The sequence below is a fragment of the Catellatospora methionotrophica genome (assembly GCF_011297335.1).
Classification (GTDB): Bacteria; Actinomycetota; Actinomycetes; order Mycobacteriales; family Micromonosporaceae; genus Catellatospora; species Catellatospora methionotrophica.
This window is the reverse complement of sequence record NZ_JAAOTJ010000007.1, coordinates 119,385-141,582: the sequence shown is the minus strand read 5'-3', so window position 1 is coordinate 141,582 and position 22,198 is coordinate 119,385. Positions and strand designations below refer to the sequence as shown.

Here is a 22,198-nt window from a genome sequence, read left to right as displayed (position 1 = left end):
CCGGCTCCGGTCAGGCGCGGGCGGCATGCACCAGGCGGCTCGCGAAGCCCGGCTGCCCGGCCCAGTGCAGCTGCAGGTGGGACGCGTGTACGCCGCCCTGGACGAAGCCTTCAGCCGACATGCCGCGCCACGCCCACGCGGGCGACGGCCCGGCGGCGGGGGCGACCGTGGCGCGGTGGAACTCGTGCCCGGTGACCCGGGTGCCCGCCTCGGCGAGCACGCTGCCGGACACCGCGACCGCGGCACGGTAGCCCGAGGTCAGCCGCTCGGTCGTCGCCGCGTGCGCGTCGAGCACCCCGCACATCTCGTGCCCGTCCACGGACCGGGCCAGCCACAGCAGCCCCGCACCCTCGGCGGCGACCGGCGCGCCCCCGGCGGCGAGTGCGCGTACCGCGTCGCGCAGTGGCCTGTTCGCGGCCAGTTCGTCGCCGTACGCCTCGGGCAGGCCGCCGACGACGACCAGCCCGGCGGTGCCGCGCGGCAGTGTCTCGTCGCGCAGCGGGTCCACGTGTACGACCTCGGCCCCCGCCGCCCGCAGCAGTTCGGCCTGCTCGGCGTAGCCGAACGCGAACGCGGGCCCGCCCGCGACCGCGATCACCGGCCGGTCCCCCGCTGCCTCTTCCGTACCGGCCCGCACCGCCTCGGCCGCCGACCACGGCGTCACCGTCAGCGGCGGCGCGCTGTGCGCCACGGCCAGCATCTCGCCGAGGTCGATGCCCTCCTCGACCAGCGCGCCCATGGCCCGCACCGCCTCCACGGTCGCGCCACCGCGCTCGGCGGCGGGCCCCGGCCCGACGTGCCGGGACGGCGCCGGGACCGCGTTCGCGCCGCGCAGCACGCCCAGCACCGGCGTGCCGACCTCCTCGCAGGCCTCGCGCAGGATCTGTTCGTGCCGGTCGGAGACGACCCGGTTGAGCACCACCCCGGCCAGCCGCGCCGCGGCGAACGAGCGGAATCCGTGCAGCAGCGCGGCGATCGACCGGCCCTGCCCGGTCGCGTCGGCCACGAACACCACGGGCGCGTCCAGCAGCCGTGCCACGTGCGCGGTGGAGCCGAAGTCGCCCTCGCCAGGCCGTCCGTCGTACAGGCCGGCCACGCCCTCCACGACCGCCACCTGCGCGCCGGTCGCCCCGTGCGCGAACAGTGGCGCGACCAGGTCCTCGCCGACCAGTGACGGGTCCAGGTTGCGGCCGGGCCGCCCGCAGGCCAGCGAGTGGTACGCCGGGTCGGTGTGGTCCGGCCCGACCTTGAACCCGGCGGCCGTCATGCCCCGCGCCGTCAGCGCCGCCAGCAGCCCCGTCGCCACGGTGGTCTTGCCGTGTCCCGAAGCCGCCGCGGCCACCACGATCCTCGGCACCCGCAGCCCGCCCGAGGACGAGCCGCCGTCGCGTGTAACCATTCGACCCCCGCCCGGCCCTGCTCTGCGGCGTCCAGCGCCCCGATGCGCACCGGTTTTGCCCCACTGGCCGCCCACCGGCCATCGTGACGGACACGGTGCGCCGCGTCAAAGCGGATCGCCCGTGCGGACGCGGGTGTCACCGCGCGTCGCGGAGGACATCAGCACGTAACAATAAACTTCGATATTGCTATGTATCGCTGTCGTCCGCTAGCTTCCAGGGAAACTCTCCGGCGATCCGGCGCCAGAAGCGCTCGGCGCCGGGTGGACCCTGGGAGGATCCTGTGCGGAATTCACTACGAACGGCACTGCGTGCGGGCGCGACAGCGCTGGCCGGTGCCATGCTCGCCCTGGGCGCGGCTGCCGTCCCGGCACACGCGGCCCCGACCGGCCCTGACCCGGTCGAGGGCCCGAACCCGGTGGTCGGCGGCACTCCGGCCGCGCAGGGCGAGTTCCCGTGGATCGTGCGCCTGTCCATGGGCTGCGGCGGCGCGATGTACACCCCGAGCCTGGTGCTGACCGCCGCGCACTGCGTCGGCGCGACCGGCAACAACACCTCGATCACCGCCACCTGGGGCGTCATCGACCTGCAGGACCCGGCCCGCACCACCCGCACCTCGAACTACGTCTACCGCGCGCCGGGCTACAACGGCACCGGTAAGGACTGGGCGCTGGTCCGCCTGTCCAGCCCGATCACCACCGCCCCGCTGCTGAAGATCGCCACGGACACGTCGCTGCACAGCGGCGACTTCGACGTGATGGGCTGGGGCGCGACCGCCTCGGGCGGCGGCCAGCAGCGCTACCTGCGCAAGGCCAAGGTGCCGTTCATCACCGACACCCAGTGCCAGAGCGCGGGCGGCGACTACTCGGGCCTGGTCTTCAACGAGGAGATCTGCGCGGGCAACTGGGCCTCCGGCGGCGTGGACACCTGCCAGGGCGACTCCGGCGGCCCGATGGTCAAGAAGAACGCGGCCAACGAGTGGATCCAGGTCGGCATCGTCAGCTGGGGCATCGGCTGCGCCCAGGCCCAGAAGCCGGGTGTGTACTCCGAGGTCCGCTACTTCTCGACCGACATCTACAACGCGGCGGTCTCCCTCGGCGGGGCCCCGGGCGGCGTGTCCGTCACCGGCCCCGGCAACCAGTCGACCGTCGTCGGCAACGCGGTCACCCTGAACAACTCCGCGTCGGGCGGCACGTCGCCGTACAGCTGGTCGGCCAGCGGCCTGCCGGCGGGCACGTCGATCAACTCCTCGACCGGCCAGATCACCGGCACGCCGAGCGCCGCGGGCACCTACACGGTGACCGTGACCGCGACCGACAGCGCCAGCAAGACCGGCACCGCCTCGTTCACCTGGACGGTCAACCCGGTCGGCAGCTGCGCGGCGGCCACCAACGGCACCGACGTCAGCATCCCCGACAACAACACCACCGGGGTGTACAGCAACATCACGATCTCCGGCTGCACCGGCAACGCGTCCTCGACGTCCAAGGTCGAGGTGCACATCGTGCACACGTACAAGGGTGACCTGATCGTGGACCTGGTCGCGCCGGACGGCTCGGTGTACAACCTGCACAACCGGTCCGGCGGCAGCACGGACAACATCGACACCATCTACACGGTGAACGTGTCCTCCGAGGTCAAGAACGGCACCTGGCGCCTGCGCGCCCGCGACGCCGCCTCGGTCGACACCGGCTACATCAACTCCTGGACGCTCACCCTCTGAGTCCGTCGCACCACTCCGGGCCCGGCTCCGCGACCAGCGGCGCCGGGCCCTCCCCCGCAAACGCCCGCCTCCACCTACCCCCTCGGAGGTAATCCCGTGCGCAGACTCGCGCTCATCCTCACCGCGCTGGCGACCGGTGCCGCCCTGGTGGTGCCCGGCCCGGCCGGCGGCGCGCCCGCCGACGACCTGACCCTCGCCGGGTCCCAGCAGTACAAGGTCACCGGCCCGAAGACGTTCGACGACCGCAACGCCGTCGCCCGCACCGGCGCGGCGATCGACCTCATCGAGCACGGCATCATCTACATCACCGCGAACTCCGCCGAGGCCGACCGCATCCGCCGCCTCGGCTTCGGCCTGGAGCAGCTTCCCCCGCCGTCCTCGCGGATCACCGGCCCGAACGCGGTGCCGCTGGACTTCCCGTCGGCCGACGCCGGCTACCACAACTACGCCGAGATGAACGCCGAGCTGAACCAGATCGTCGCCGACCACCCGACGCTGGTGCGCAAGTCGGTCATCGGCACCTCGTACGAGGGCCGCCAGATCGTCGCGCTGAAGATCTCCGACAACGTCGCCACCGACGAGAACGAGCCCGAGGTCCTGTTCAACGCGCACCTGCACGCCCGCGAGCACCTCACCGTCGAGATGGCGCTCTACCTGGCGAACCTGTTCACCGACGCGTACACCACCGACAGCCGGGTCAAGGCCGTGGTCGACTCGCGCGAGATCTGGATCGTGCCGGACCTCAACCCCGACGGCGGCGAGTACGACATCGCGACCGGCTCCTACCGCTCCTGGCGCAAGAACCGCCAGCCGAACTCGGGCAGCTCGTCGGTCGGCACCGACATCAACCGCAACTTCGGCTACAAGTGGGGCTGCTGCGGCGGCTCCTCGGGCAGCACGTCCTCGGAGACCTACCGCGGCCCGTCGGCGTTCTCCACCCCGGAGGCGTCGGTGCTGCGCGACTTCGTGCTGTCCCGGCGGGTCGGCGGGGTGCAGCAGATCAAGGCCAACATCGACTTCCACACGTACGGCGAACTGATCCTGTGGCCGTTCGGGTACACCACGGCCGACACCGTGAACCCCGGCATGACCACCGACGAGCGCAACACGTTCGCCACGATCGGCCAGCAGATGGCGGCGACCAACTCCTACACCCCCGAACAGGGCAGCGACCTGTACGTCACCGACGGCGACATCACCGACTGGCTGTGGGGCGACCAGCGGGTGTGGACGTACACCTTCGAGATGTATCCGAAGTCGTCCAGCCCCGGCTTCTACCCGCCGGACGAGGTCATCGCGGCGCAGACGTCACGCAACAAGAGCGCCGTGCTGCTGCTGTCCGAGTACGCCGACTGCCCGTACCGGGCCATCAGCAAGCAGGCGCAGTACTGCACCGCCGCGAACGACTTCTCGATCGCGGCCGCACCCGCGTCCGGCTCTGTCAACCCGGGCAGCTCGCTGACCTCGACCATCAGCACCGCCGTCACCGCGGGCAGCGCGCAGACGGTGAACCTGACCGCGAGCGGCCTGCCCACCGGCGCGACCGCGTCGTTCAGCCCGTCGTCGGTCACCGCGGGCGGGTCGTCGACGCTGACGATCTCCACCAGCGCGTCGACCCCGGCGGGCAGCTACCCGGTCACCGTGACCGGCACCGGCACCGGGGCGACCCGTACGGTCACCTACACGCTGACCGTGAACGGCGCACCGGGCTGCACCGGCACCAACCCGACCGACGTGACGATCGCCGACGTGGCCACGGTCTACAGCGACATCACCATCGCGGGCTGCAACCGCAACGCCTCGTCGACGTCGACGGCGGAGGTGCACATCGTGCACACGTACAAGGGCGACCTGGTGGTGTCCCTGCTGGCGCCGGACGGCTCCGCGTACACGCTGCACAACCGGTCCGGTGGCAGCACCGACAACATCGACACGACCTACACCGTGAACCTGTCCAGCGAGGCCGCCAACGGCACCTGGCGGCTGCGGGTGCAGGACGCCGCCTCGGGTGACGTCGGATACGTCAACAGCTGGACGCTGACCCTCTAATGGACCACCGGTGGCGTCCGCAACGGCGCGGGCGCCACCGGTAAATCGCTTGCCGTCGCTGTTAGACAGGCAGGATGAGCAGTGAACTCCTGATCCGCGAGATGACCATCGAAGACGTGCCGGAGCTGGCCCGCGTGCGCTACGCCTCGTTCGGCTGGTTCATCTCCAGCGTGGCGCAGCAACAGGTGTGGTGGCGCACCGCCCTGCCCGAGGGCCGCGTGCGGCGCCTGCTGGCCCTGCGTGACGGCCGGGTCGTCGGCGGCGCTGCCGGCGGGTTCAACGTCACGACCACGGAGCCGGGCGCGGGCTACGTACAGGTCGAGGTGCATCCCGACGAGCGCCGCCGGGGCGTCGGCTCGGCCCTGTACGAGCAGATCGAGGAGCACCTGCGCGCCATCGGGGTCCGCCGGGTGCGGACCTTCGCCACGGAGAACCCGGCCGACCAGCACTGGGCTGAGGCACGCGGCTACACGCAGGGCGCGCACGACCGGTACGCCCGGCTCGACACCGCCCAGCTGCCGCCCCCGCTGCCGCTGCCGCCCGGCGTCACCACGCTGAGCCTGCGCGAGGCCGGGCCGCAGACGGTGTACGACCTGGACCAGGCCGCCTCCGTCGACGAGCCGGGCGACATGTCCTTCGACGGCATCCCGTACGACACCTGGCTGGCCCGCTACTGGAACAGCCCCGACCAGCAGCTCGACGTCGGCACCGTGGTCCTCGTCGACGGGGTCGCCGCCAGCGCCACGTTCCTGGAGGCCAACCGCGAGCTGGGCAAGGGCATCTCCACCGGCACCTGCACGCTGCGCGAGTACCGCGGCCGCGGCCTGGCGAAGATCGCCAAGGTGGTCGCCCTGCACAAGGCCGCGCAGGCCGGTATCCACACGGCGATCACCTGCAACGACTACACCAACGCGCCGATGATCGCGGTCAACGACTGGCTCGGCTACCAGCCCTTCGCCAGCGAGTACGCCTATCTCAAGCAGCTCGCCGACTGAGCCGCGTCGTGGCTCCGCCCCGCGTGGGGGCGGAGCCCCGAGCAGCGGTCACGCGCTGCGCAGCTTGGTGAGGATCGTCTCGACCATCATCAGGAAGGCGTGCGCGTTCGGCATCCGGCCGAAGGCCACCCGCGGCGACGCCTTCTTGCCGTTGCGGTCGACCAGGTTCAGGAAGCCCTGGTTCACCTCGACGCCACCCAGCTCCGACCACGGCACCAGCTTGCCCCTGCGGGTGGTCACGCCGCCCTCGGTCACCGTCAGGTCGCCGAACGCGACCGGGTTGCCCTTGTCGAAGAACGACATCGCCTTGGGCAGCTGTGCCTGGGCGACCTCGGCCGACAGCAGCGGGCCGAAGCGCTTCATGTCGGTGTGGACCTCGCGGATACGCGTCTGGCGGCCGTCGGCGCAGGCGATCCGGTAGTCGTACGTGGTGGTGACGATGCCGTTGTTGTTGACCCTGGTGGTGGCCGCGAACAGCGTCTGCACCTCGTCCCAGCGGTACACCTGGGTGCCGCTGCGGCGCACCCACACGAAGCCGCGCTCGAACACGTGCACCTGGAACAGCCGCGCCTGCTTCGACACGGCGGGACTGCGTACCAGCGCGAACACGAATCCGGCGAGCAGCGGCACCGCGATCACCCACATGATGATCGCGGGGGTCGCGCCGACCTTGCCCTCCCCGGGCTCGGCACCGGCCGCCACCAGGGTCATGACGACGGCGAGCCCGCCGAAGATCACCGCGAGCGTGCCGAGCGCGAACAGGATCACCTTGACCGTCTTGGCCGGGTAGCTCTCCCGGTGCGCGCCCAGGTCGCGGGCGGCGGCCGCCGCGGCGACATCGGCGGGCACCGCGGCTGCGGTGTCGAGATTCAGTGTCATGTCAGTCTCCCCGAGTCCAGGCCTGCGCAGCCGCGATCTGCGCCTGCTCCTTCTTGTCTTGGCGGGTGCCCGCGATCAGCAGGACGACCGCACCCACCAGGAAGACCGCGCCGAGCCCGCCGCCGATGGCGCGGCGCTTGGGCAGCTGCCCCTTCTGCTCGGCCTGCAACTGCTCATAGGAGTGCCAACCGCTGCCCGTATCGGTCACCAGCAGGCACCGCTGTCCCGGCTGCATCGTCTTGTCACCGCAGAACACCTCGTCACCGGACAGGGTCACGGCGACCACGCTGAGGATGACGCCCAGCAAGGCCAGCACGACGACCCCGCCCACCACGGCGGCTTTGGGTCTCGCCATATTCGATCTCCCCGTCGCGCGGTATGTCGCCGCCACGGTAGTGACGCAGACGATCTTCGTGAATCATCCGATCACCCGACGGTGCGACACCGCCCGGTCAGCCCACCTGGCCACGCCAACCGCGCCATGGCTGACATAGATCACCTTCACGCAAGAGTGTCGTACGCACGTTCTAAAGTGGAGTAATGCAGCGAGCGTTGACGCAGGCCGAGCGGACAGTCGCCACCTGCGTCGACGCGCCCGTATGGTCGTTGACGGACGCGGACCTGATCACCGTGCTCGACACGGCGCACCGTCTGCGGGAACGCCTCGCCGCCGTGGAACTGTCCCTGGTCCGCGAACTCGACGCCCGTGCCGTCCCGGCCGCCCACGGCGCCGCCAGCACCGGGGCCTGGCTGCGCGAACACTGGCGCGTCGGCATACGTGGCGCCAAGCAGACCGTCGACCTCGCCCGCGCGCTGGACCGCCTGCCCAGCACCGCCGAGGCGCTGGCCGCCGGAGCCGTCAACACCGAGCAGGCCGCCGTCATCGCCCAGGCGCTCGCCGACCTGCCCACGACGGCCGGGCTGGCGACTGCGGCGAAGGCCGAGACCGCGCTGATCGGCTTCGCCGCCCAGTTCGAGCCGTCGGTCCTGCGCCGCTTCGGCGAGCGCATCCTCACCCACGTCGCCCCCGACGCCGCCGAGGAACACGAACGCGAGACGCTGGCCGCCCAGGAGGACCGCGCTCACACCACGCGCACCTTCACCCTGACTCCCGACCGGACCGGACGCGTACGCGTGACCGGCTGGCTCGACAACGAATCAGCCGCCGTCATCGCCGCAGCTCTCGATCCACTCACCCGTCCCGGTGCCTTCGCGCCCGCACGCCCTGCCCCGTCCGCCAGCGGCGACGACGCACATCCCCAGGTCCTGACCGGTGGCGGCGACGCGGGCGGCCTGAGCGCCGATGGCAGTGCCCACGCCGACACACGTGCCCCCGGATGCGTTCGCGACCTGCGCACGGCCGGGCAGCGCCGGGCCGACGCGCTGACCGAGATCTGCCGTCGCGTGCTCGCCTCCGCGGAACTGCCGGAGAACGGCGGCGACCGGCCCCAGCTCGTCGTCACCGTCGACTACGACGGCCTTGCCCGGCGCACCGGCGCGGGGCTGTTCGACAACGGCGCGACGCTCACGCCGGACACGGTCCGCCGGATCGCCTGCGATGCCCAGGTCATTCCCGCCGTGCTGGGCGGCGACGGGCAACTGCTCGACCTCGGCCGGACCCGCCGCCTCATCACCGGGGCGCTGCGCCGGGCGCTCGTCCTGCGCGACCGCGGCTGCGCCTTCCCCGGCTGCGAACGGCCGCCGCGCTGGTGCCAGGGGCACCACCTCCGCCACTGGGCCGACGGCGGCCCGACCAGCCTCGACAACGCCGTCCTGCTGTGCGGACACCACCACCGGGTCGTCCACCACGAGGACTGGCAGGTCCGGCTCGGCCACGACCGGCGGCCCGAGTTCATCCCGCCCGGCTACGTGGACGCCACCCGTCGCCCGTGCCGCAACACCTACCACCTGCGACCCTAGGCCGTATCCGAGCAGCGATCACCTCCCGCCGAGCCCACCGCGCGGCACACGGCTCGCACGGCGCTTCAACGTGCCGTCCAGCCGGGTCCTCGACCACCCTCTCGGCGCGCAAGCCGTCGGAGCGCGCCCACGCTCGACGAAGTGCCCCCGGCGATCAGACCACCAGGGTCGCAGCGCGGGCGGCCAGGCCGACACCGACGCGCCTTCGCTCGACCAGCATTCCCACCGGCGAGCGATCAGACGTCCAGGGTCGCGGCGCGGGTGTACAGGTCGATCACGTCGACGGCCAGGTGCTGCTGACCGGACGCCCGGTGCGCAGGCAAGCAGGCACGCGGTGTACAGGTCGATCACGTCGACGGCCGGGTCGTGCGCGATCAGGGGCGCCTCGCGGTGGCTGGACGCCCCGGCCATGCCGGGTCCGAGCGCGTACAGCCCGCCGGACACGGCCACGCAGGGCGCCAGCGCGACCGCGACGCCGGTGCGGCGGGCCCGCGTACGAAGGGTGAGTCTCATGGTCGGGTCCTCCCCGGTGATGGGTGACAGCCGCGCCGATCGCGCCTGTCACCCCGGCCTCGGACCCGGTACGGGCATAGATGTCCGCCTGTCCACTTGCCGTCATCGAGCCCTCTGCGGCGGCCTCGGCGCCGAAGCACCTTCTCGGCTCCCGACCCCGAAGACATGAAACAGATAACTTACACATATATGACAGACACAGCCTTAACGGGGCAGAATGTGGTATTGCTCGCCATAGGATGCTTGCCGTGAGCCGAACCTTCCCCGCCCGACGTGTCGTCCTCGGCCTGACCGTCGTCACGCTGCCGTTGACGCTGGCCGCCGCGGCAGTGGAGGAGCCCGATCCCGCGATCGTGGTCGACGACGTGCTGCGGGCCAGCCTGTCCGATGTGATCAACGTTCCCGCGCAGGTCAACGCGCGCAATTCGGCGACGCTGCGGGCCCCGGCGCGCGGCGTGCTGGCCCAGCTGAACGTCGAGCCGGGTCAGCTCGTCGAGGCCGGCGACATCATCGGCGTGATCGACTCGCCGGTGGCGCAGCAGCGGCTGGCCCGCGCGAGCCAGGCGGCCAAGCGGGTCAAGGACATCAAGAAGATCGACCCGGCCAGCCTCGACGACCTCATCTGCGACCGCCGCGACGCCGGCAACGAGCAGTACAACGCGGCCCGCGACCAGGCGAAACTGATCCCGTTCCCGCAACTGCGCCAGCAGACGATCGACCAGATCAACGATCAGCAGAGCACCTTCAACGACACGATCGACGACCTGGAGGACTTCGCCGACGACGTCGACGACAACCTGGAGAAGCTCGACGAGATCCTGGTGGGGCTCAACGGCGTGACCCGGCTGCTGACCCAGTCGGCGCTGGACGCCGCGCAGGCCACCGTCGAGGCGCTGACGCTGCGCGCGCCGATCCCGGGAACGATCCAGCTCGGCGGCCCGGAGAGCAACTCGATCATTTCCGGGCTGCTGGCCGACCGGCTGCCACAGGGCCCGCTGGCCACCCTGCTGCCCGGCCTGACCGGCCTGGACGTCGGCGCGGGCGGGGCGGGCGACCCCGGCGTGAACTCCGCGTCCGAGCCGGGCGACCCGGTGTCGCCGGGCAAGGCCATCGTGACCATCGTCGACCTGAGTGAGCTGTCCGTCATCGGGCAGGTCGACGAGACCGACGTGCTGTCCGTGCATACCGGCGACACCGCCGACGTGTCGCTGGAGGCGACGCCCGGCACCAGCTACAGCGCGACGGTGACCGCGATCGACATCCTGCCCACCCCGGCGGCGCGCGGCGGGGTCTCCTACCGCACCACGTTCCGGCTGGAGGGGCCGCTGGACCCCGCGCCGCTGCCCGGCATGACGGGCACCGCGCACCTGCCGCTCGACGATGTGAGCGCCGCGCTGTCGGTGCCGGCGGCCGCACTGTTCCAGGAGGCGGGCCAGGACTTCGTCTGGCTGGTCCGCGCGGGTAAGGCGATCAAGCAGATGGTCAAGGCGGGCTCGGCGGGCACGGACCGGCGCGAGATCCTGGAGGGCCTGGCCGACGGCGACCGCGTCGTCGTCAGCGGGCTCGCGCAGGTCCTCGAAGGAATGACCGTCGAGTGACACCCGCCATCGAGGTACGCCAGGCCACGCGGGAGCACCGGGTCGGCCAGACGGCGGTCGTGGCGCTGCGCGGGGTGAGCCTGACCCTGCACCGCGGCGAGCACGTCGCGGTGGTCGGGCCGTCCGGCTCCGGCAAGTCCACGCTGCTCCAGCTGCTCGGCGGGCTCGACCGGCCGACCGCGGGCAGCGTGCTCATCGACGGGCAGGACACGGCGGAGCTGCCGCAGGCCGAGCTGGCCCGCATCCGCAACCGGGTCGTCGGATTCGTGTTCCAGGGCTTCCACCTGCAGCCACGCGCGAGCGCGCTGGACAACGTGGCACTGCCACTGGTCTACCAGGGCGTACGCCGCGCCGAGCGCCGCCGCCGCGCGGCCGACCTGCTCGACCGCGTCGGTCTGGCCGACCGTGCCCGGCACCTGCCCGGCCAGCTCTCTGGCGGCGAGCAGCAGCGGGTGGCCGTCGCCCGCGCGCTGGTCACCGGACCTACGGTGCTGCTGGCCGACGAGCCGACCGGCAACCTCGACTCGGTCACCGGCGAGCGCCTGCTCGACCTGCTGGCTGGCCTCAACGCCGAGCACCGGGTCGCCCTGGCGATCGTGACCCACGACCACGAGGTCGCGGCCCGCGCCCGGCGGCAGATCGTGATGCGCGACGGCCGCATCGTCAGCGACAGCCACATCGTCAGCGACAGCCGCATCGCCGGCGACGGTCGCATCGCCGGCGACACCGCGCGGCGGACGGGACGGGCATGAGGATCGGCGAAGCGGTGCGGGTGGCGGTCGGTGCGCTGGTGGCGGCGCGGCTGCGGACGGCGCTGACCGTGCTCGGCGTGACGGTCGGGGTCAGCTCGGTGATGGTGCTGATCGCGATCGGTGACGGCACCCGCCGGGAGGTGGCGGGCCGGGTCGACGAGCTGGGCTCGAACCTGCTGCTGGTGGTGCCCGGCAAGATGGAGATCGGCATGCCGACGGTCTCCCGGATGCAGCTGTCCGACGTGGCGGCGGTGGGCCGGGTGGTCGGGGACCCCGACCGTGTCGCAGCGACGGTCGCCTCCGGCGAGATGGTGCAGGCGGGCACGGCGAAGACGTTCACCACGGTCGCCGGGGTGCTGGAGAACAACCGCACGGTGCTGGTACGCCAGCTGGCGCGCGGCGCCTACCTCAGCCGGGCCGATGTGGACAGCGCGCGGCGGGTGGCGGTGCTCGGGGCGACCGTGGCCCGGGTGCTCTACGGCGACACCGACCCGGTGGGCCGACAGGTCACCGTCGCCGGGGTGCGGTTCCGGGTGGCCGGGGTGTTCGCGCCGCTCGGGCAGAGCCTGGGCGTGGACCGCGACGACGAGGTGCACATCCCGCTCACCACGGCGCAGCGGCTGTTCGCCACGACCCGGGTGGACGGCCTCGCGGTGCGCGCCGCCGACCCGGCGGGCATGGCCGCCCTCGGTGACCGGATCGTGGCCGAGCTGGCCGAACGCCATCCCGACAGCGCCTTCAGCGTGGTCACCCAGGATCAGATCCTCAGCGTGCTCGGCGACATCCTGGACGTGCTGACCGGCGTACTCGGCGCGACGGCGGGCATCTCGCTGCTGGTCAGCGGGGTCGGGGTCGCCAACATCATGCTGGTCTCGGTGCGCGAGCGCACCCGCGAGATCGGCCTGCGCAAGGCCGTGGGGGCGCGCCCGGCCGACATCGGCGCCCAGTTCCTGGCCGAGGCGGTGCTGCTGACCAGCGTCGGCGGCGTACTCGGCATCGCCCTGGGCGCGGGCACCACGCTCGCCGTCGAACGTCTCACGCCGCTGCCGACCCTGCTCACGGCCTGGTCCGTCGCGCTGTCCTTCGGCGTCGCCGCGACCGTCGGCCTGCTGTTCGGCACCCTGCCCGCCCTGCGCGCCGCCCGCCTCGACCCCGTCCACGCCCTGCGCACCGAGTGAAAGGAAGGGCACCTTGCACACCGTAGCGATGTGAAGGTGCCCTTCCTTCGTCAACCCGGAAGGTGGCCAGGGCGTCGGTCAGCCCTGGGCGAGCTTCACGGTCGGGGTGACCTTGACGATCACGCGTACCTCGTCGGACTTGCGCCACGGGTAGCTGTCCTTGCCCAGGTACTTGAACGCCAGCTTGTCGATATGCGCGTCCGCGCCCTCCTCGACGAACTCGACGGTGCCCTTGACCCACAGCGTGCGGTAGTCGTCGGCCTTGTCCACGATGGAGATGCCGACCCGCGGGTCGCGGACCATGCTGTTGTACTTCACCCGGCCCTTGGCGGTGTTGAAGAGGATGTGCTCGCCGTCGGTGTCGACCCAGACCGGGGTCACGTGCGGCGAGCCGTCGAAGTCCACCACGCTGATGTGGGCCAGCTGCGGCTCGTTGAGCAGCGCGACGTCTTCAGCGGTCAAAATAGTCATAACGCGCAATCTACCCGGTACCTCCGGGCGCAAACGCTTACTCCGCTGGCATCGGGATGCGCAGCGACATGGTGCCGCGCAGGTCGAGCCAGGCGCTGCCCGGACCGCGGACCAACCGCATCAGCACCTGCTGGCAGGACGGGCAGCGGGCCACCAGGCCGGGCGCGTGGGCGTACACCTTCATGCCCGCCACCGGCCCCTCGTCGCCGCAGCTGACGCAGCGCCCGGTGGCCTCGGTCATGTCCACCGCGAAGATCTCCCGCAGCGGCCCGGCCAGCGCGTTGCCGTCGGTGAAGTCGTCGGAGAAGAATTCCATCGCGTATGCCCTCCGTCAGGTGCCCCGGCCCGTCGGCGACCGGCCGTCGAATCTTCGGAGCTCACGTGCCACTGGGCCCGAAACGCTCGGTCTTGACCCGGCGGGCGTCGTGGCCCAGGGCGATCAGGATGTCGGCGACCGCCTCGACGAAGCCGGTCGGCCCGCACACGAAGCAGGCGGGCTGGAAGTCCGGCGGCCAGCCGTTGTTGTTGACGTCGGCCACGCCCAGCCGTCGCGGCGGCAGCGGCCACCCCTCCGGGGCCTCGCGGGTGTACACGTATCCGACGTCCAGCCCGAAGTCGTCGCGCGCCCGGGCGCGCAGCTCGTCGGCGTAGTAGCGGTCCTCGGGTGTACGCACCGAGTAGAGCAGCCGGAACAGGGCCTTGCTGCCCGCCGCGCGCCGGGCGCGGATCATCGCCATCAGCGGCACGATGCCCGACCCGCCGCCGATCAGCAGCACCGGCGACTGGTCCGCGGAACGCCAGACGAACCACCCGCCCACCGGCCCGCGCAGCTCGATCACGTCACCGACCGACAGCGTCCCGGTGAGGTACGGCGACACCTCACCGTCGGCCACCAGCTGCACGGTCAGCTCCACGCGCGTGCCGTCCGCCGGTGCCGCGATGGAGTAGCTGCGTTCCGTGCTGTACCCGTCCTCGGCGGTCAGCCGCACGTCCACGTGCTGGCCCGGCAGGTGCCCCGGCCAGTCCGGCACGTCGAACACCAGGGTCCGCGCGCTGGGCGTCTCGTCCCGGAACGCGACCAGCCGGGCCGCCAGCCAGGCCAGCCGCGGGCTCAGTCCCCCTGATACCGCTGCTCGCGCCATGGGTCACCGTAGTCGTGGTAGCCGGCACTCTCCCAGAAACCCGGCTCGTCCTCATCCATCAGCGTGATGCCGCGCACCCACTTCGCCGACTTCCACAGGTACAGGTGCGGCACCAGCAGCCGAGCCGGACCCCCGTGTTCGGGCGTCAGGTCCTCCCCGTCGAACTGGTGCACGATCCACGCCTGCCCGTTGAGCAGATCCTCGTACGGCAGGTTCGTGGTGTAGCCGCCGTAGGAGTGGACCATCGCGTAGTCGGCGGCCGTGTCCACGCCCTCGAACAGCACGTCCAGGCTGACGCCCTGCCAGCGCGTCTGCAGCTTCGACCACTTGGTCACGCAGTGCAGGTCGACCGTGGGCCGCTCACTGGGCAGCGCCATCAGCTGCTTCCAGTCCCACCGGTGCCGCTGCCCCGCCTCGGTGACGATGACGAACTCCCAGGTGTCGGTCGGCACCCGCAGCGTCGGCCCCGCGGTCAGCACGGGGAAGTCCTCGGTCAGATACTGGCCCGGCGGCAGCCGAACAGCCTCACCCTCAGCTCCCCGCCGCCCCCGGAACCCCGGCGAAACGATCCCACCCATCCCCCACAAGTACCCTGCGCCGCGCGCCCCCGTGCCACTTTCCCGCGTTGATCATGAACTTATGGACGTGTTCGACGGCGTGTCGGCACCCCTGACTTCATGATCGACGCAACAGGAAAGGCGCGCCTGCCGGAGCGGGCGCGCCTTTCAGTGAGGTGCGGTCAGCGGTTGGCGAGCGGAGTGAAGTCGCGCTCGGGGGCGCCGGTGTAGACCTGGCGCGGGCGGCCGATCTTGGTGGCGGGGTCGCTCATCATCTCGCGCCACTGGGCGATCCAGCCGGGCAGGCGGCCCAGCGCGAACAGGACCGTGAACATCTTGGTGGGGAAACCCATGGCCTTGTAGATCAGGCCGGTGTAGAAGTCCACGTTCGGGTAGAGCTTGCGGGAGACGAAGAAGTCGTCGGCGAGAGCGATCTCCTCGAGCTGCATCGCGAGGTCCAGCAGCGGGTCCGGCTTGGCCATGCGGCCGAGCACGTCCTGCGCCATGTTCTTCACGATCGCGGCGCGGGGGTCGTAGTTCTTGTAGACCCGGTGGCCGAAGCCCATCAGGCGTACGCCGTCCTCGCGGTCCTTGACCTTCTTCACGAACGCCTGCACGTCGCCGCCCTCGGCGCGGATGCGCTCCAGCATCGCGAGCACGGCCTCGTTGGCGCCGCCGTGCAGCGGGCCGGACAGCGCGTTCACGCCGGACGACACCGAGGCGAACAGGCTGGCCTGGGCCGAGCCGACCAGGCGCACGGTCGACGTGGAGCAGTTCTGCTCGTGGTCGGCGTGCAGGATCAGCAGCAGGTCCAGCGCCTTGGCGAAGACCGGGTCGACCTCGTACCCGGTGGCCGGCACGCCGAAGGTCATCCGCAGGAAGTTGTCGACGTACCCGAGCGAGTTGTCCGGGTACAGCATCGGCTGGCCGATGGACTTCTTGTACGCGTACGACGCGATGGTCGGCAGCTTGGCGAGCATGCGCACGGTCGAGATCTCGACCTGCTCGTTGTCGAACGGGTCCTGGCTGTCCTGGTAGAAGGTGCCCAGGGCGCTGACCGCGGCGGACAGCACGGCCATCGGGTGGGCGTCGCGCGGGAAGCCCTCGAAGAACCGCTTCATGTCCTCGTGCAGCAGCGTGTGCATGCGCACGCGCTCGGTGAACTCCGACAGCTGGGTCGCCGTCGGCAGCTCGCCGTACATCAGCAGGTACGAGACCTCCAGGAAGGTGGAGTGCTCGGCCAGCTGCTCGATGGGGTAACCGCGGTAACGAAGGATTCCCTCGTCACCGTCGATGTAAGTGATCGCGGAGGTACACGCCGCGGTGTTGACGAAGCCCGGGTCGTACGTGACGTACCCGGTCTCCTTCAGCACCTTGCCGATGTCGAGCCCCGAGGAGCCCTCGACGGCCGGCTGTACTTCCAGGGAGAGGTGTCCACCCGGGGTTTCCAGGTTCACATCCGCCACGACTTCCCTCGCTTTATCCGGGAGCTTGTCTTACCAAAAGTTAAGTTTCAGGGTAAGCACTCGACGGCGGCATCCGCCCCATCCGGGGCTGAGGGGAGAATCACGGTCCCCGGCTCGCTTTAAGCGGACTTAGCCTCTTTGTCGCCGAATTATCAGGCGTTGTGGTCCAGAGCGGCTGATCCGCGCGGTCTCACGTTTTACTCTGGACCTGTGGCGGCGGAGCCCCTGGCCAGCGTGGACATGTCGGACGAGGAAGCCGAAAGGTGGCTGGCCCTCGCGGTGAAGTTCGCTGTCGCCAACGTGGAGTCGGGCGGCGGCGGACCCTTCGCCTCGATCATCGTGCGCGGCGGCGAGGTCATCGGCCGGGGCGTGAATCGGGTCATCCGGGACCTGGACCCCACCGCGCACTCCGAGATCGTGGCCATCCGCGCCGCCTGCCGCCAGGCCCTTCATTTCCGTTTGCCCGGGGCGGTGCTCGTCTCCACGTGTGAGCTGTGCCCCATGTGCCTGACCGCGGCGCTGTGGGCCGACGTAGGCCGCATCGTGTACGCCGTCGACCGCTACGAGGCCGCTGCGGCCGGATTCCCCCAGGTCGAACTGTACGACCTCTTCGAGGACCCGCAGCACCTGTGGAGCGTGCCCGTCCGCAAGATCAGCATCGCCCAGGCCCAGGACCCCTTCGAAGCCTGGCGACGAACCAAACCCCAACGCCAGGCCCGCCCGTGACCTCTAACCGCGGTGGGCGGCCTTCCAGGTGGCGAGGAGGGTGGCCTCGTCGTCGCGGGTGATGCCCGCCCAGCGTTTGCGGGTGGGGCCGGTGGCGAGCCAGGCGAGGGTGTCGCGGGCGGTGTCGGCAAGCGGGCGCGGCGTCAGTCCGGCGGCCAGCGCGTCGGCGACGTCACGGGACATGAAACCCGCGTACTCCGGCAGTGGCAACCACATCGGCAGCGAGCGCTCGCCCGCCCACGGCTCGACGCCCTGCGCGACGAGGAAGTCCTGGTCGACCCAGGTCAGGTCGGGCGAAGCGGACACACCGCGGGTGATCTCCGCCAGGAAGGAGGCCCGGTCGATCGGGGCGCCGATGCCGTCGTACGCCCCGGACAGGCGCTGCTCGGCGGCCTGCACCAGCCAGGCGGCCAGGTCGCGGACGTCGATCCACTGCATCGCGTCGCCGGGCCCGCCGGGGGCCAGCACCTCGCCACCCTCGGCCACGCGGGCCACCCAGTAGTCGAAGCGGCCCGTGGGGTCCTCTGGGCCGACGATGAGACCAGCCCGGCAGAGCATCGCCCGCTCCGGTCCGACGCCGTCGAGCAGCGCGTTCTCGCAGGAGACCTTGGCGGGGCCGTAGTTCTCGCCGGTCGCGTCGTCGATCTCCAGGGGCAGCGGGGCCAGCCGTGGGGCGTCGGCCGCGCGCTGGCCGGGGGTGCCGTTGTCGGCGTAGACGGAGCAGCTGGAGACGTAGACCCAGTGCGGGATGCGGGCGCCGAGCGCGGCGACGGCGTGCCGGACGTGGCTGGGCCGCCGGGCCACGTCGACCACGGCGTCGAACTCGCCGTCGAGGGCGGCCAGGCTGCCGGGGTCGTCCCGGTCCGCGGTCACCAGTGCGGCGCCCGCGGGGACGTCGCCGGACGTGCCGCGTACCACGCAGGTCACGTCATGGCCCGCGGCCAGCGCGTGGGCGGCCACCGCGCGCCCGAGGAAGACATTGCCGCCGAATACGAGCAGTCGCATGGCCGCAAGCATCGCCGAGCGCTCCCCGGATCGCACACCCGTTCGCCGTCGGCGTACCCGCCCGGTCAGTCGGGTGGCGCGAGGCGGTGGTCGAGGGCGGTGTGGCGGCGGCCCGCGCCGAGGGTGCGCACGGCGACCGCGAGCGCGCGGGTCGACCCGGCGAGCACGACCAGCTTCTTGGCCCGGGTGATCGCCGTGTAGAGCAGGTTGCGCTGGAGCATCATCCAGGCGCTGGTCGTCAGCGGCACGACCACGGCCGGATACTCGGAGCCCTGCGAGCGGTGGATGCTGATGGCGTACGCGTGGACCAGCTCGTCGAGCTCGTCGAAGCCGTACTCCACCTCCTCGTCCTCGTCGGTGCGCACGATCAGCTTGTGGTCGTCGGGGGCCATGCCGGTGACCACGCCGACGGTGCCGTTGAACACCCCGGCCGCGCCCTTGTCGTAGTTGTTGCGGATCTGGGTGACCTTGTCGCCGACCCGGTACACCCGGCCCCCGTAGCGCCGTTCGGGGCGGCCCTCGGCCGACGGGGTCAGCGCCTCCTGGAGCAGCTGGTTGAGGTTGCCCGCCCCGGCGGGGCCGCGGTGCATCGGGGTGAGGACCTGGATGTCGCGGCGCGCGTCGAAGCCGAACTTGCGCGGGATGCGCTTGGCGACCAGGTCGACGACCAGCGGCGCGGTCGCCTCGGTGTCGTCGCACTCGAAGAAGAAGAAGTCGGGGAAGCCTTTGAGCTGCGGGAACTCGCCCGCGTTGATCCGGTGCGCGTTGACCACGACGCCGGACTGCTGCGCCTGCCGGAAGATCTGGGTCAGGCGTACGCGGGGCACGACCTCGGCGTTGAGCAGGTCCCGCAGCACCTCCCCCGCGCCGACCGAGGGCAGCTGGTCGACGTCGCCGACCAGCAACAGGTGCGCGCCGGGCGCGACGGCCTTGACCAGCTTGTTCGCCAGGATCAGGTCGAGCATCGAGGCCTCGTCGACGACGACCAGGTCGGCGTCGAGCGGGTTGTCCCGGTCGAAGGTCGGGTCCCCGCCGGGCTGGAGTTTCAGCAGCCGGTGCACGGTGGTGGCCTCGTGGCCGGTCAGCTCGGCGAGCCGTTTCGCGGCCCGGCCGGTCGGCGCGGCCAGCACGATCTTCGCGCGCTTGGCCCGGGCGAGTTCGACGATCGAGCGTACGGTGAAGCTCTTGCCGCAGCCCGGACCGCCGGTGAGCACCGCGACCTTCTCGGTCAGCGCGAGCCGTACCGCCTGCTCCTGCTCCGGGGCCAGCTCGTGGCCGGTGCGGGCCTTCAGCCAGACCAGCGCCCTGGCCCAGTCGACGCCGTCGAACGCGGACAGCCGGTCCCGGCCGGTGTTGAGCAGGGTGAGCAGGCTCCCGGCGAGGCCGCGCTCGGCCCGGTGGAACGGCACCAGGTAGATCGCGGGGACCAGCCCGTCCGCGCCCGGCACGTCCTCGCGGACCACGCCCTCCTCCTCGATCAGCTCGCGCAGGCAGTTCGTGATCAGGTCGGCGGGCACGCCCAGGTCGGCCCCGTCCTTGTCGGTCACGGCGAGGATCTTCGCGGCGGCGGTGGTGAGGTTCGGGGCGGGCAGGAAGCAGTGGCCGTTGTCGGCGGCCTCGCTGAGCGTGTGCTGCAGGCCCGCTTTGACGCGCTGCGGGCTGTCGTACGCGATGCCGACCGCGCGGGCGATGGTGTCGGCGGTGCGGAACCCGATCCCCCACACGTCGGCGGCCAGCCGGTACGGCTCCTCGCGTACGACGGTGATGGAGTCGTCGCCGTACTGCTTGTAGATGCGCACGGCCAGCGAGGTGGTCACGCCCACGCCCTGCAGGAAGATCATGACCTCCTTGATCGCCTGCTGTTCCACCCACGCCGCGGCGATCAGCTTGGTGCGCTTCGGGCCGAGTTTGGGCACCTCGATCAGGCGCTGCGGCTCATCCTCGATCACCCGCAGGGTGTCCACGCCGAAGTGCGCCACGATGCGCTCGGCGAGCTTCGGGCCGATGCCCTTGACCAGGCCGGAGCCGAGGTAGCGCTCGATGCCGACGATGGTCGCGGGCAGCACGGTGGTGTAGTTCCACACCTCGAACTGGCGGCCGTAACGTGGATGCGAACCCCAACGCCCGGTCAGCCGCAGGCTCTCCCCCGGCTGCGCGCCGAGCAGCGCGCCGACCACGGTGAGCAGGTCGTTGCCCGACTTCTCGGTCGCCACCCGGGCGATCGTGTAGCCGGTCTCCTCGTTGGCGTAGGTGATCCGTTCGAGCACCGCCTCCAGCACGACACCCGGCGGGCGGCCCGCCGCGGCGGTGGCGGTCGAGGTCGGCACGACGGGTGTCGGCGAGGGCGGCGCGGTCACCCCGACATGGTGCCGCAAAGGTGCGTCGAAACGGCAGTTCCTCTCAGCGTTCGGGGCGGATGTTGGGGTTGAGGTGGAAGGTGTTGTCGGGGTCGTAGGCGGCTTTGACGCGGGACAGGCGGCGGTAGTTGTCGAGGCCGTAGCCGGCGACCACGCGTTCCTGGCCCTCCTGGCCGATGAAGTTGCTGTAGACCGCGCCGGTGGACCACGGCTTGACGTCGGCGCGCAGGTCGCGCGCCCAGCGCACGGCGCGCTCGTCGTCGGCGTCGTCGGTCCACAGGCCCAGCGGGTGCACGACCCAGGGGGCGCGCCGCCACGGGACCGGGAAGCCGGTCGGGCCGTCGGCGACCGCGCCGCCGTACGGGAAGAGCACGTGCTGGGACGGGGACGGGACGACCATGTCGTAGGCCCGCGCGCAGAACAGGTCGACGGCCCGGTCCGGCAGCGTGTCCAGGTGCTCGGCGGACCAGTAGTTGCGGTAGCCGGGCGGGTCGTCGAACATCGCCTGCAGCTCGGCGTAGGGCACCTCGGCGATCAGCTCACCCTGGTGGCCGAGTTTCAGCAGCCGCCCGACCACGCTGCGCGCCCGCGCCAGGTCACCGGCGTACGTGATCAGCATGGCGCAGGTCAGCCTGCCGACCAGGTGCGCTGGCGTGAACGGCTCGGCGGGACCGGTCAGGTAGATGACGCCGCCGCCGACCTCGGGCGGCGCGTTCTCCATGAAGTCCCGGTAGGCCCGGGTCACCTCGGGGCCCGCCTCCGGCGGCCACAGCAGCAGCGCCACCGAGGCGGTCGGCAGGGGGTGCAGGCGCAGCGTCAGCGAGGTGACGACGCCGAAGTTGCCGCCGCCGCCGTGCAGCGCCCAGAACAGGTCCGGGTGGCTCTCCTCGCTGGCCACGACGGTGTTGCCGTCGGCGGTGATCAGTTCGGCGGCCAGCAGGTTGTCGCAGGCCAGCCCGAACTTGCGCTCCAGCCAGCCGGAGCCGCCGCCGAGTGTGAAGCCGCCGACGCCGGTGGTGGACACCCGTCCGCCGGTGGTGGCCAGGTCGAACGGCTGAGTGGCCCGGTCAAGGTGACTCATCGTCGCGCCGCCGCCGATGCGTACGGTGCGCCGCCGCGGGTCGACCGTGGCCTGGTTCATCCGGCGCAGGTCGATGACAACGCCGCCGTCGGTCGAGGCGGTGCCCGCGACCCCGTGCCCGCCACCGCGCACCGCGATCTCCAGGCCCTGCTCGCGCCCGAACTCGATCGCGCGGGAGACGTCGGCCCCGGTGGCGCACTGGGCGATCACGCTCGGCCGCTTGGTGATCATCGAATTGAACAGGGCCCGCGCGTCGGCGTACGCCGCGTCCGACGGTCCGAGCACCGATCCGGCGAAGCCCGCCCGCAGATCGGCCACCGCTGTGTCACCGATGACCGTCATCAGCACTCCCCCCGCAGTCGCACGGCAGGACCGGTTCGGACCGGCAC

Annotated in this window: 19 protein-coding genes; 8 read left to right on the top strand and 11 right to left on the bottom strand. The window is 71.5% G+C overall.

The window, feature by feature from the left end:
* Nucleotides 1-10 precede the first annotated feature (10 nt).
* Nucleotides 11-1,399 carry a cobyrinic acid a,c-diamide synthase CobB gene (locus HAV40_RS18515; RefSeq protein WP_166382897.1) on the bottom strand — a complete coding sequence of 463 codons (1,389 nt, stop codon included), beginning with the start codon at nucleotides 1,397-1,399 and terminating at the stop codon, nucleotides 11-13.
* A gap of 281 nt (nucleotides 1,400-1,680) precedes the next feature.
* On the opposite strand from HAV40_RS18515, the gene HAV40_RS18510 reads away from it, so the two are divergent.
* From HAV40_RS18510 to HAV40_RS18500, 3 genes are all read left to right on the top strand, one after another.
* A complete protein-coding gene (locus HAV40_RS18510) occupies nucleotides 1,681-3,120 on the top strand; it encodes a trypsin-like serine protease (protein ID WP_308441005.1) in 1,440 nt (479 codons plus the stop codon).
* Between the two features lie 96 nt (nucleotides 3,121-3,216).
* The gene (locus tag HAV40_RS18505) at nucleotides 3,217-5,169 is read left to right on the top strand and encodes a M14 family metallopeptidase (RefSeq protein ID WP_409364938.1); all 1,953 of its coding nucleotides are present in this window, start codon (nucleotides 3,217-3,219) and stop codon (nucleotides 5,167-5,169) included.
* A gap of 74 nt (nucleotides 5,170-5,243) precedes the next feature.
* A complete protein-coding gene (locus HAV40_RS18500) occupies nucleotides 5,244-6,164 on the top strand; it encodes a GNAT family N-acetyltransferase (RefSeq protein ID WP_166382895.1) in 921 nt (306 codons plus the stop codon).
* A 48-nt stretch (nucleotides 6,165-6,212) separates the two neighbouring features.
* On the opposite strand, the gene HAV40_RS18495 is transcribed toward HAV40_RS18500, so the two are convergent.
* Together HAV40_RS18495 and HAV40_RS18490 are read right to left on the bottom strand one after the other, a co-directional pair.
* A complete protein-coding gene (locus HAV40_RS18495) occupies nucleotides 6,213-7,043 on the bottom strand; it encodes a DUF6585 family protein (RefSeq protein ID WP_166382893.1) in 831 nt (276 codons plus the stop codon).
* Between the two features lies 1 nt (nucleotide 7,044).
* Nucleotides 7,045-7,398 (bottom strand): hypothetical protein, encoded by a 354-nt coding sequence (locus HAV40_RS18490; RefSeq protein WP_166382891.1) that lies wholly within the window; start codon nucleotides 7,396-7,398, stop codon nucleotides 7,045-7,047.
* A gap of 185 nt (nucleotides 7,399-7,583) precedes the next feature.
* Here HAV40_RS18490 and HAV40_RS18485 point away from each other — a divergent pair, with 185 nt between their 5' ends.
* The 4 genes from HAV40_RS18485 (at nucleotide 7,584) to HAV40_RS18470 (ending at nucleotide 13,004) form a co-directional block, all read left to right on the top strand.
* The gene (locus HAV40_RS18485; RefSeq protein ID WP_166382889.1) at nucleotides 7,584-8,963 is read left to right on the top strand and encodes an HNH endonuclease signature motif containing protein; all 1,380 of its coding nucleotides are present in this window, start codon (nucleotides 7,584-7,586) and stop codon (nucleotides 8,961-8,963) included.
* A 761-nt stretch (nucleotides 8,964-9,724) separates the two neighbouring features.
* Nucleotides 9,725-11,074, top strand: coding sequence for an efflux RND transporter periplasmic adaptor subunit (locus HAV40_RS18480; RefSeq protein WP_166382887.1), 1,350 nt, complete (start codon nucleotides 9,725-9,727; stop codon nucleotides 11,072-11,074).
* Entirely contained in the window at nucleotides 11,071-11,826 is a 756-nt protein-coding gene (locus HAV40_RS18475) for an ABC transporter ATP-binding protein (protein ID WP_166382885.1), read from the top strand. Before HAV40_RS18480 ends, HAV40_RS18475 begins: the two co-directional genes overlap by 4 nt.
* A complete protein-coding gene (locus tag HAV40_RS18470) occupies nucleotides 11,823-13,004 on the top strand; it encodes an ABC transporter permease (protein ID WP_166382883.1) in 1,182 nt (393 codons plus the stop codon). The genes HAV40_RS18475 and HAV40_RS18470 overlap by 4 nt, the downstream gene beginning before the upstream one ends.
* Before the next feature lie 78 nt (nucleotides 13,005-13,082).
* Here HAV40_RS18470 and HAV40_RS18465 read toward each other — a convergent pair whose 3' ends face one another.
* The 5 genes from HAV40_RS18465 to HAV40_RS18445 form a co-directional block, all read right to left on the bottom strand.
* The gene (locus tag HAV40_RS18465; RefSeq protein ID WP_166382881.1) at nucleotides 13,083-13,475 is read right to left on the bottom strand and encodes a PPOX class F420-dependent oxidoreductase; all 393 of its coding nucleotides are present in this window, start codon (nucleotides 13,473-13,475) and stop codon (nucleotides 13,083-13,085) included.
* A gap of 37 nt (nucleotides 13,476-13,512) precedes the next feature.
* On the bottom strand, nucleotides 13,513-13,791 hold the full coding sequence (locus HAV40_RS18460; RefSeq protein WP_166382879.1) for a DUF6510 family protein: 279 nt from the start codon (nucleotides 13,789-13,791) through the stop codon (nucleotides 13,513-13,515).
* Between the two features lie 61 nt (nucleotides 13,792-13,852).
* Nucleotides 13,853-14,617: a ferredoxin reductase gene (locus tag HAV40_RS18455; protein ID WP_166382877.1), complete on the bottom strand. Its 765-nt coding sequence runs from the start codon at nucleotides 14,615-14,617 to the stop codon at nucleotides 13,853-13,855.
* On the bottom strand, nucleotides 14,587-15,195 hold the full coding sequence (locus HAV40_RS18450; protein ID WP_166382876.1) for a sulfite oxidase-like oxidoreductase: 609 nt from the start codon (nucleotides 15,193-15,195) through the stop codon (nucleotides 14,587-14,589). The genes HAV40_RS18455 and HAV40_RS18450 overlap by 31 nt, the downstream gene beginning before the upstream one ends.
* Before the next feature lie 161 nt (nucleotides 15,196-15,356).
* Entirely contained in the window at nucleotides 15,357-16,640 is a 1,284-nt protein-coding gene (locus tag HAV40_RS18445; protein WP_166382875.1) for a citrate synthase, read from the bottom strand.
* A gap of 210 nt (nucleotides 16,641-16,850) precedes the next feature.
* Here HAV40_RS18445 and HAV40_RS18440 point away from each other — a divergent pair, with 210 nt between their 5' ends.
* Nucleotides 16,851-17,366 carry a nucleoside deaminase gene (locus HAV40_RS18440; protein WP_239085982.1) on the top strand — a complete coding sequence of 172 codons (516 nt, stop codon included), beginning with the start codon at nucleotides 16,851-16,853 and terminating at the stop codon, nucleotides 17,364-17,366.
* A gap of 3 nt (nucleotides 17,367-17,369) precedes the next feature.
* Here HAV40_RS18440 and HAV40_RS18435 read toward each other — a convergent pair whose 3' ends face one another.
* The 3 genes from HAV40_RS18435 to HAV40_RS18425 all read right to left on the bottom strand — a co-directional run bounded on the left by HAV40_RS18435 (nucleotide 17,370) and on the right by HAV40_RS18425 (nucleotide 22,151).
* A complete protein-coding gene (locus HAV40_RS18435) occupies nucleotides 17,370-18,371 on the bottom strand; it encodes an NAD-dependent epimerase/dehydratase family protein (RefSeq protein WP_166382874.1) in 1,002 nt (333 codons plus the stop codon).
* A gap of 65 nt (nucleotides 18,372-18,436) precedes the next feature.
* Nucleotides 18,437-20,698 (bottom strand): SF1B family DNA helicase RecD2, encoded by a 2,262-nt coding sequence (recD2, locus tag HAV40_RS18430; protein WP_409364944.1) that lies wholly within the window; start codon nucleotides 20,696-20,698, stop codon nucleotides 18,437-18,439.
* A 73-nt stretch (nucleotides 20,699-20,771) separates the two neighbouring features.
* Entirely contained in the window at nucleotides 20,772-22,151 is a 1,380-nt protein-coding gene (locus tag HAV40_RS18425; protein ID WP_166382873.1) for an FAD-binding oxidoreductase, read from the bottom strand.
* Nucleotides 22,152-22,198: the final 47 nt, after the last annotated feature.

Coding starts and splice junctions, on each gene's coding strand:
- HAV40_RS18460 (WP_166382879.1), bottom strand. CDS start 13,791: ATGGAATTCTTCTCCGACGACTTCACCGACGGCAACGCGCTGGCCGGG.
- HAV40_RS18425 (WP_166382873.1), bottom strand. CDS start 22,151: ATGACGGTCATCGGTGACACAGCGGTGGCCGATCTGCGGGCGGGCTTC.
- HAV40_RS18500 (WP_166382895.1), top strand. CDS start 5,244: ATGAGCAGTGAACTCCTGATCCGCGAGATGACCATCGAAGACGTGCCG.
- HAV40_RS18470 (WP_166382883.1), top strand. CDS start 11,823: ATGAGGATCGGCGAAGCGGTGCGGGTGGCGGTCGGTGCGCTGGTGGCG.
- HAV40_RS18450 (WP_166382876.1), bottom strand. CDS start 15,195: ATGGGTGGGATCGTTTCGCCGGGGTTCCGGGGGCGGCGGGGAGCTGAG.
- HAV40_RS18455 (WP_166382877.1), bottom strand. CDS start 14,617: ATGGCGCGAGCAGCGGTATCAGGGGGACTGAGCCCGCGGCTGGCCTGG.
- HAV40_RS18465 (WP_166382881.1), bottom strand. CDS start 13,475: ATGACTATTTTGACCGCTGAAGACGTCGCGCTGCTCAACGAGCCGCAG.
- HAV40_RS18435 (WP_166382874.1), bottom strand. CDS start 18,371: ATGCGACTGCTCGTATTCGGCGGCAATGTCTTCCTCGGGCGCGCGGTG.
- HAV40_RS18485 (WP_166382889.1), top strand. CDS start 7,584: ATGCAGCGAGCGTTGACGCAGGCCGAGCGGACAGTCGCCACCTGCGTC.
- HAV40_RS18490 (WP_166382891.1), bottom strand. CDS start 7,398: ATGGCGAGACCCAAAGCCGCCGTGGTGGGCGGGGTCGTCGTGCTGGCC.
- HAV40_RS18495 (WP_166382893.1), bottom strand. CDS start 7,043: ATGACACTGAATCTCGACACCGCAGCCGCGGTGCCCGCCGATGTCGCC.
- HAV40_RS18515 (WP_166382897.1), bottom strand. CDS start 1,399: ATGGTTACACGCGACGGCGGCTCGTCCTCGGGCGGGCTGCGGGTGCCG.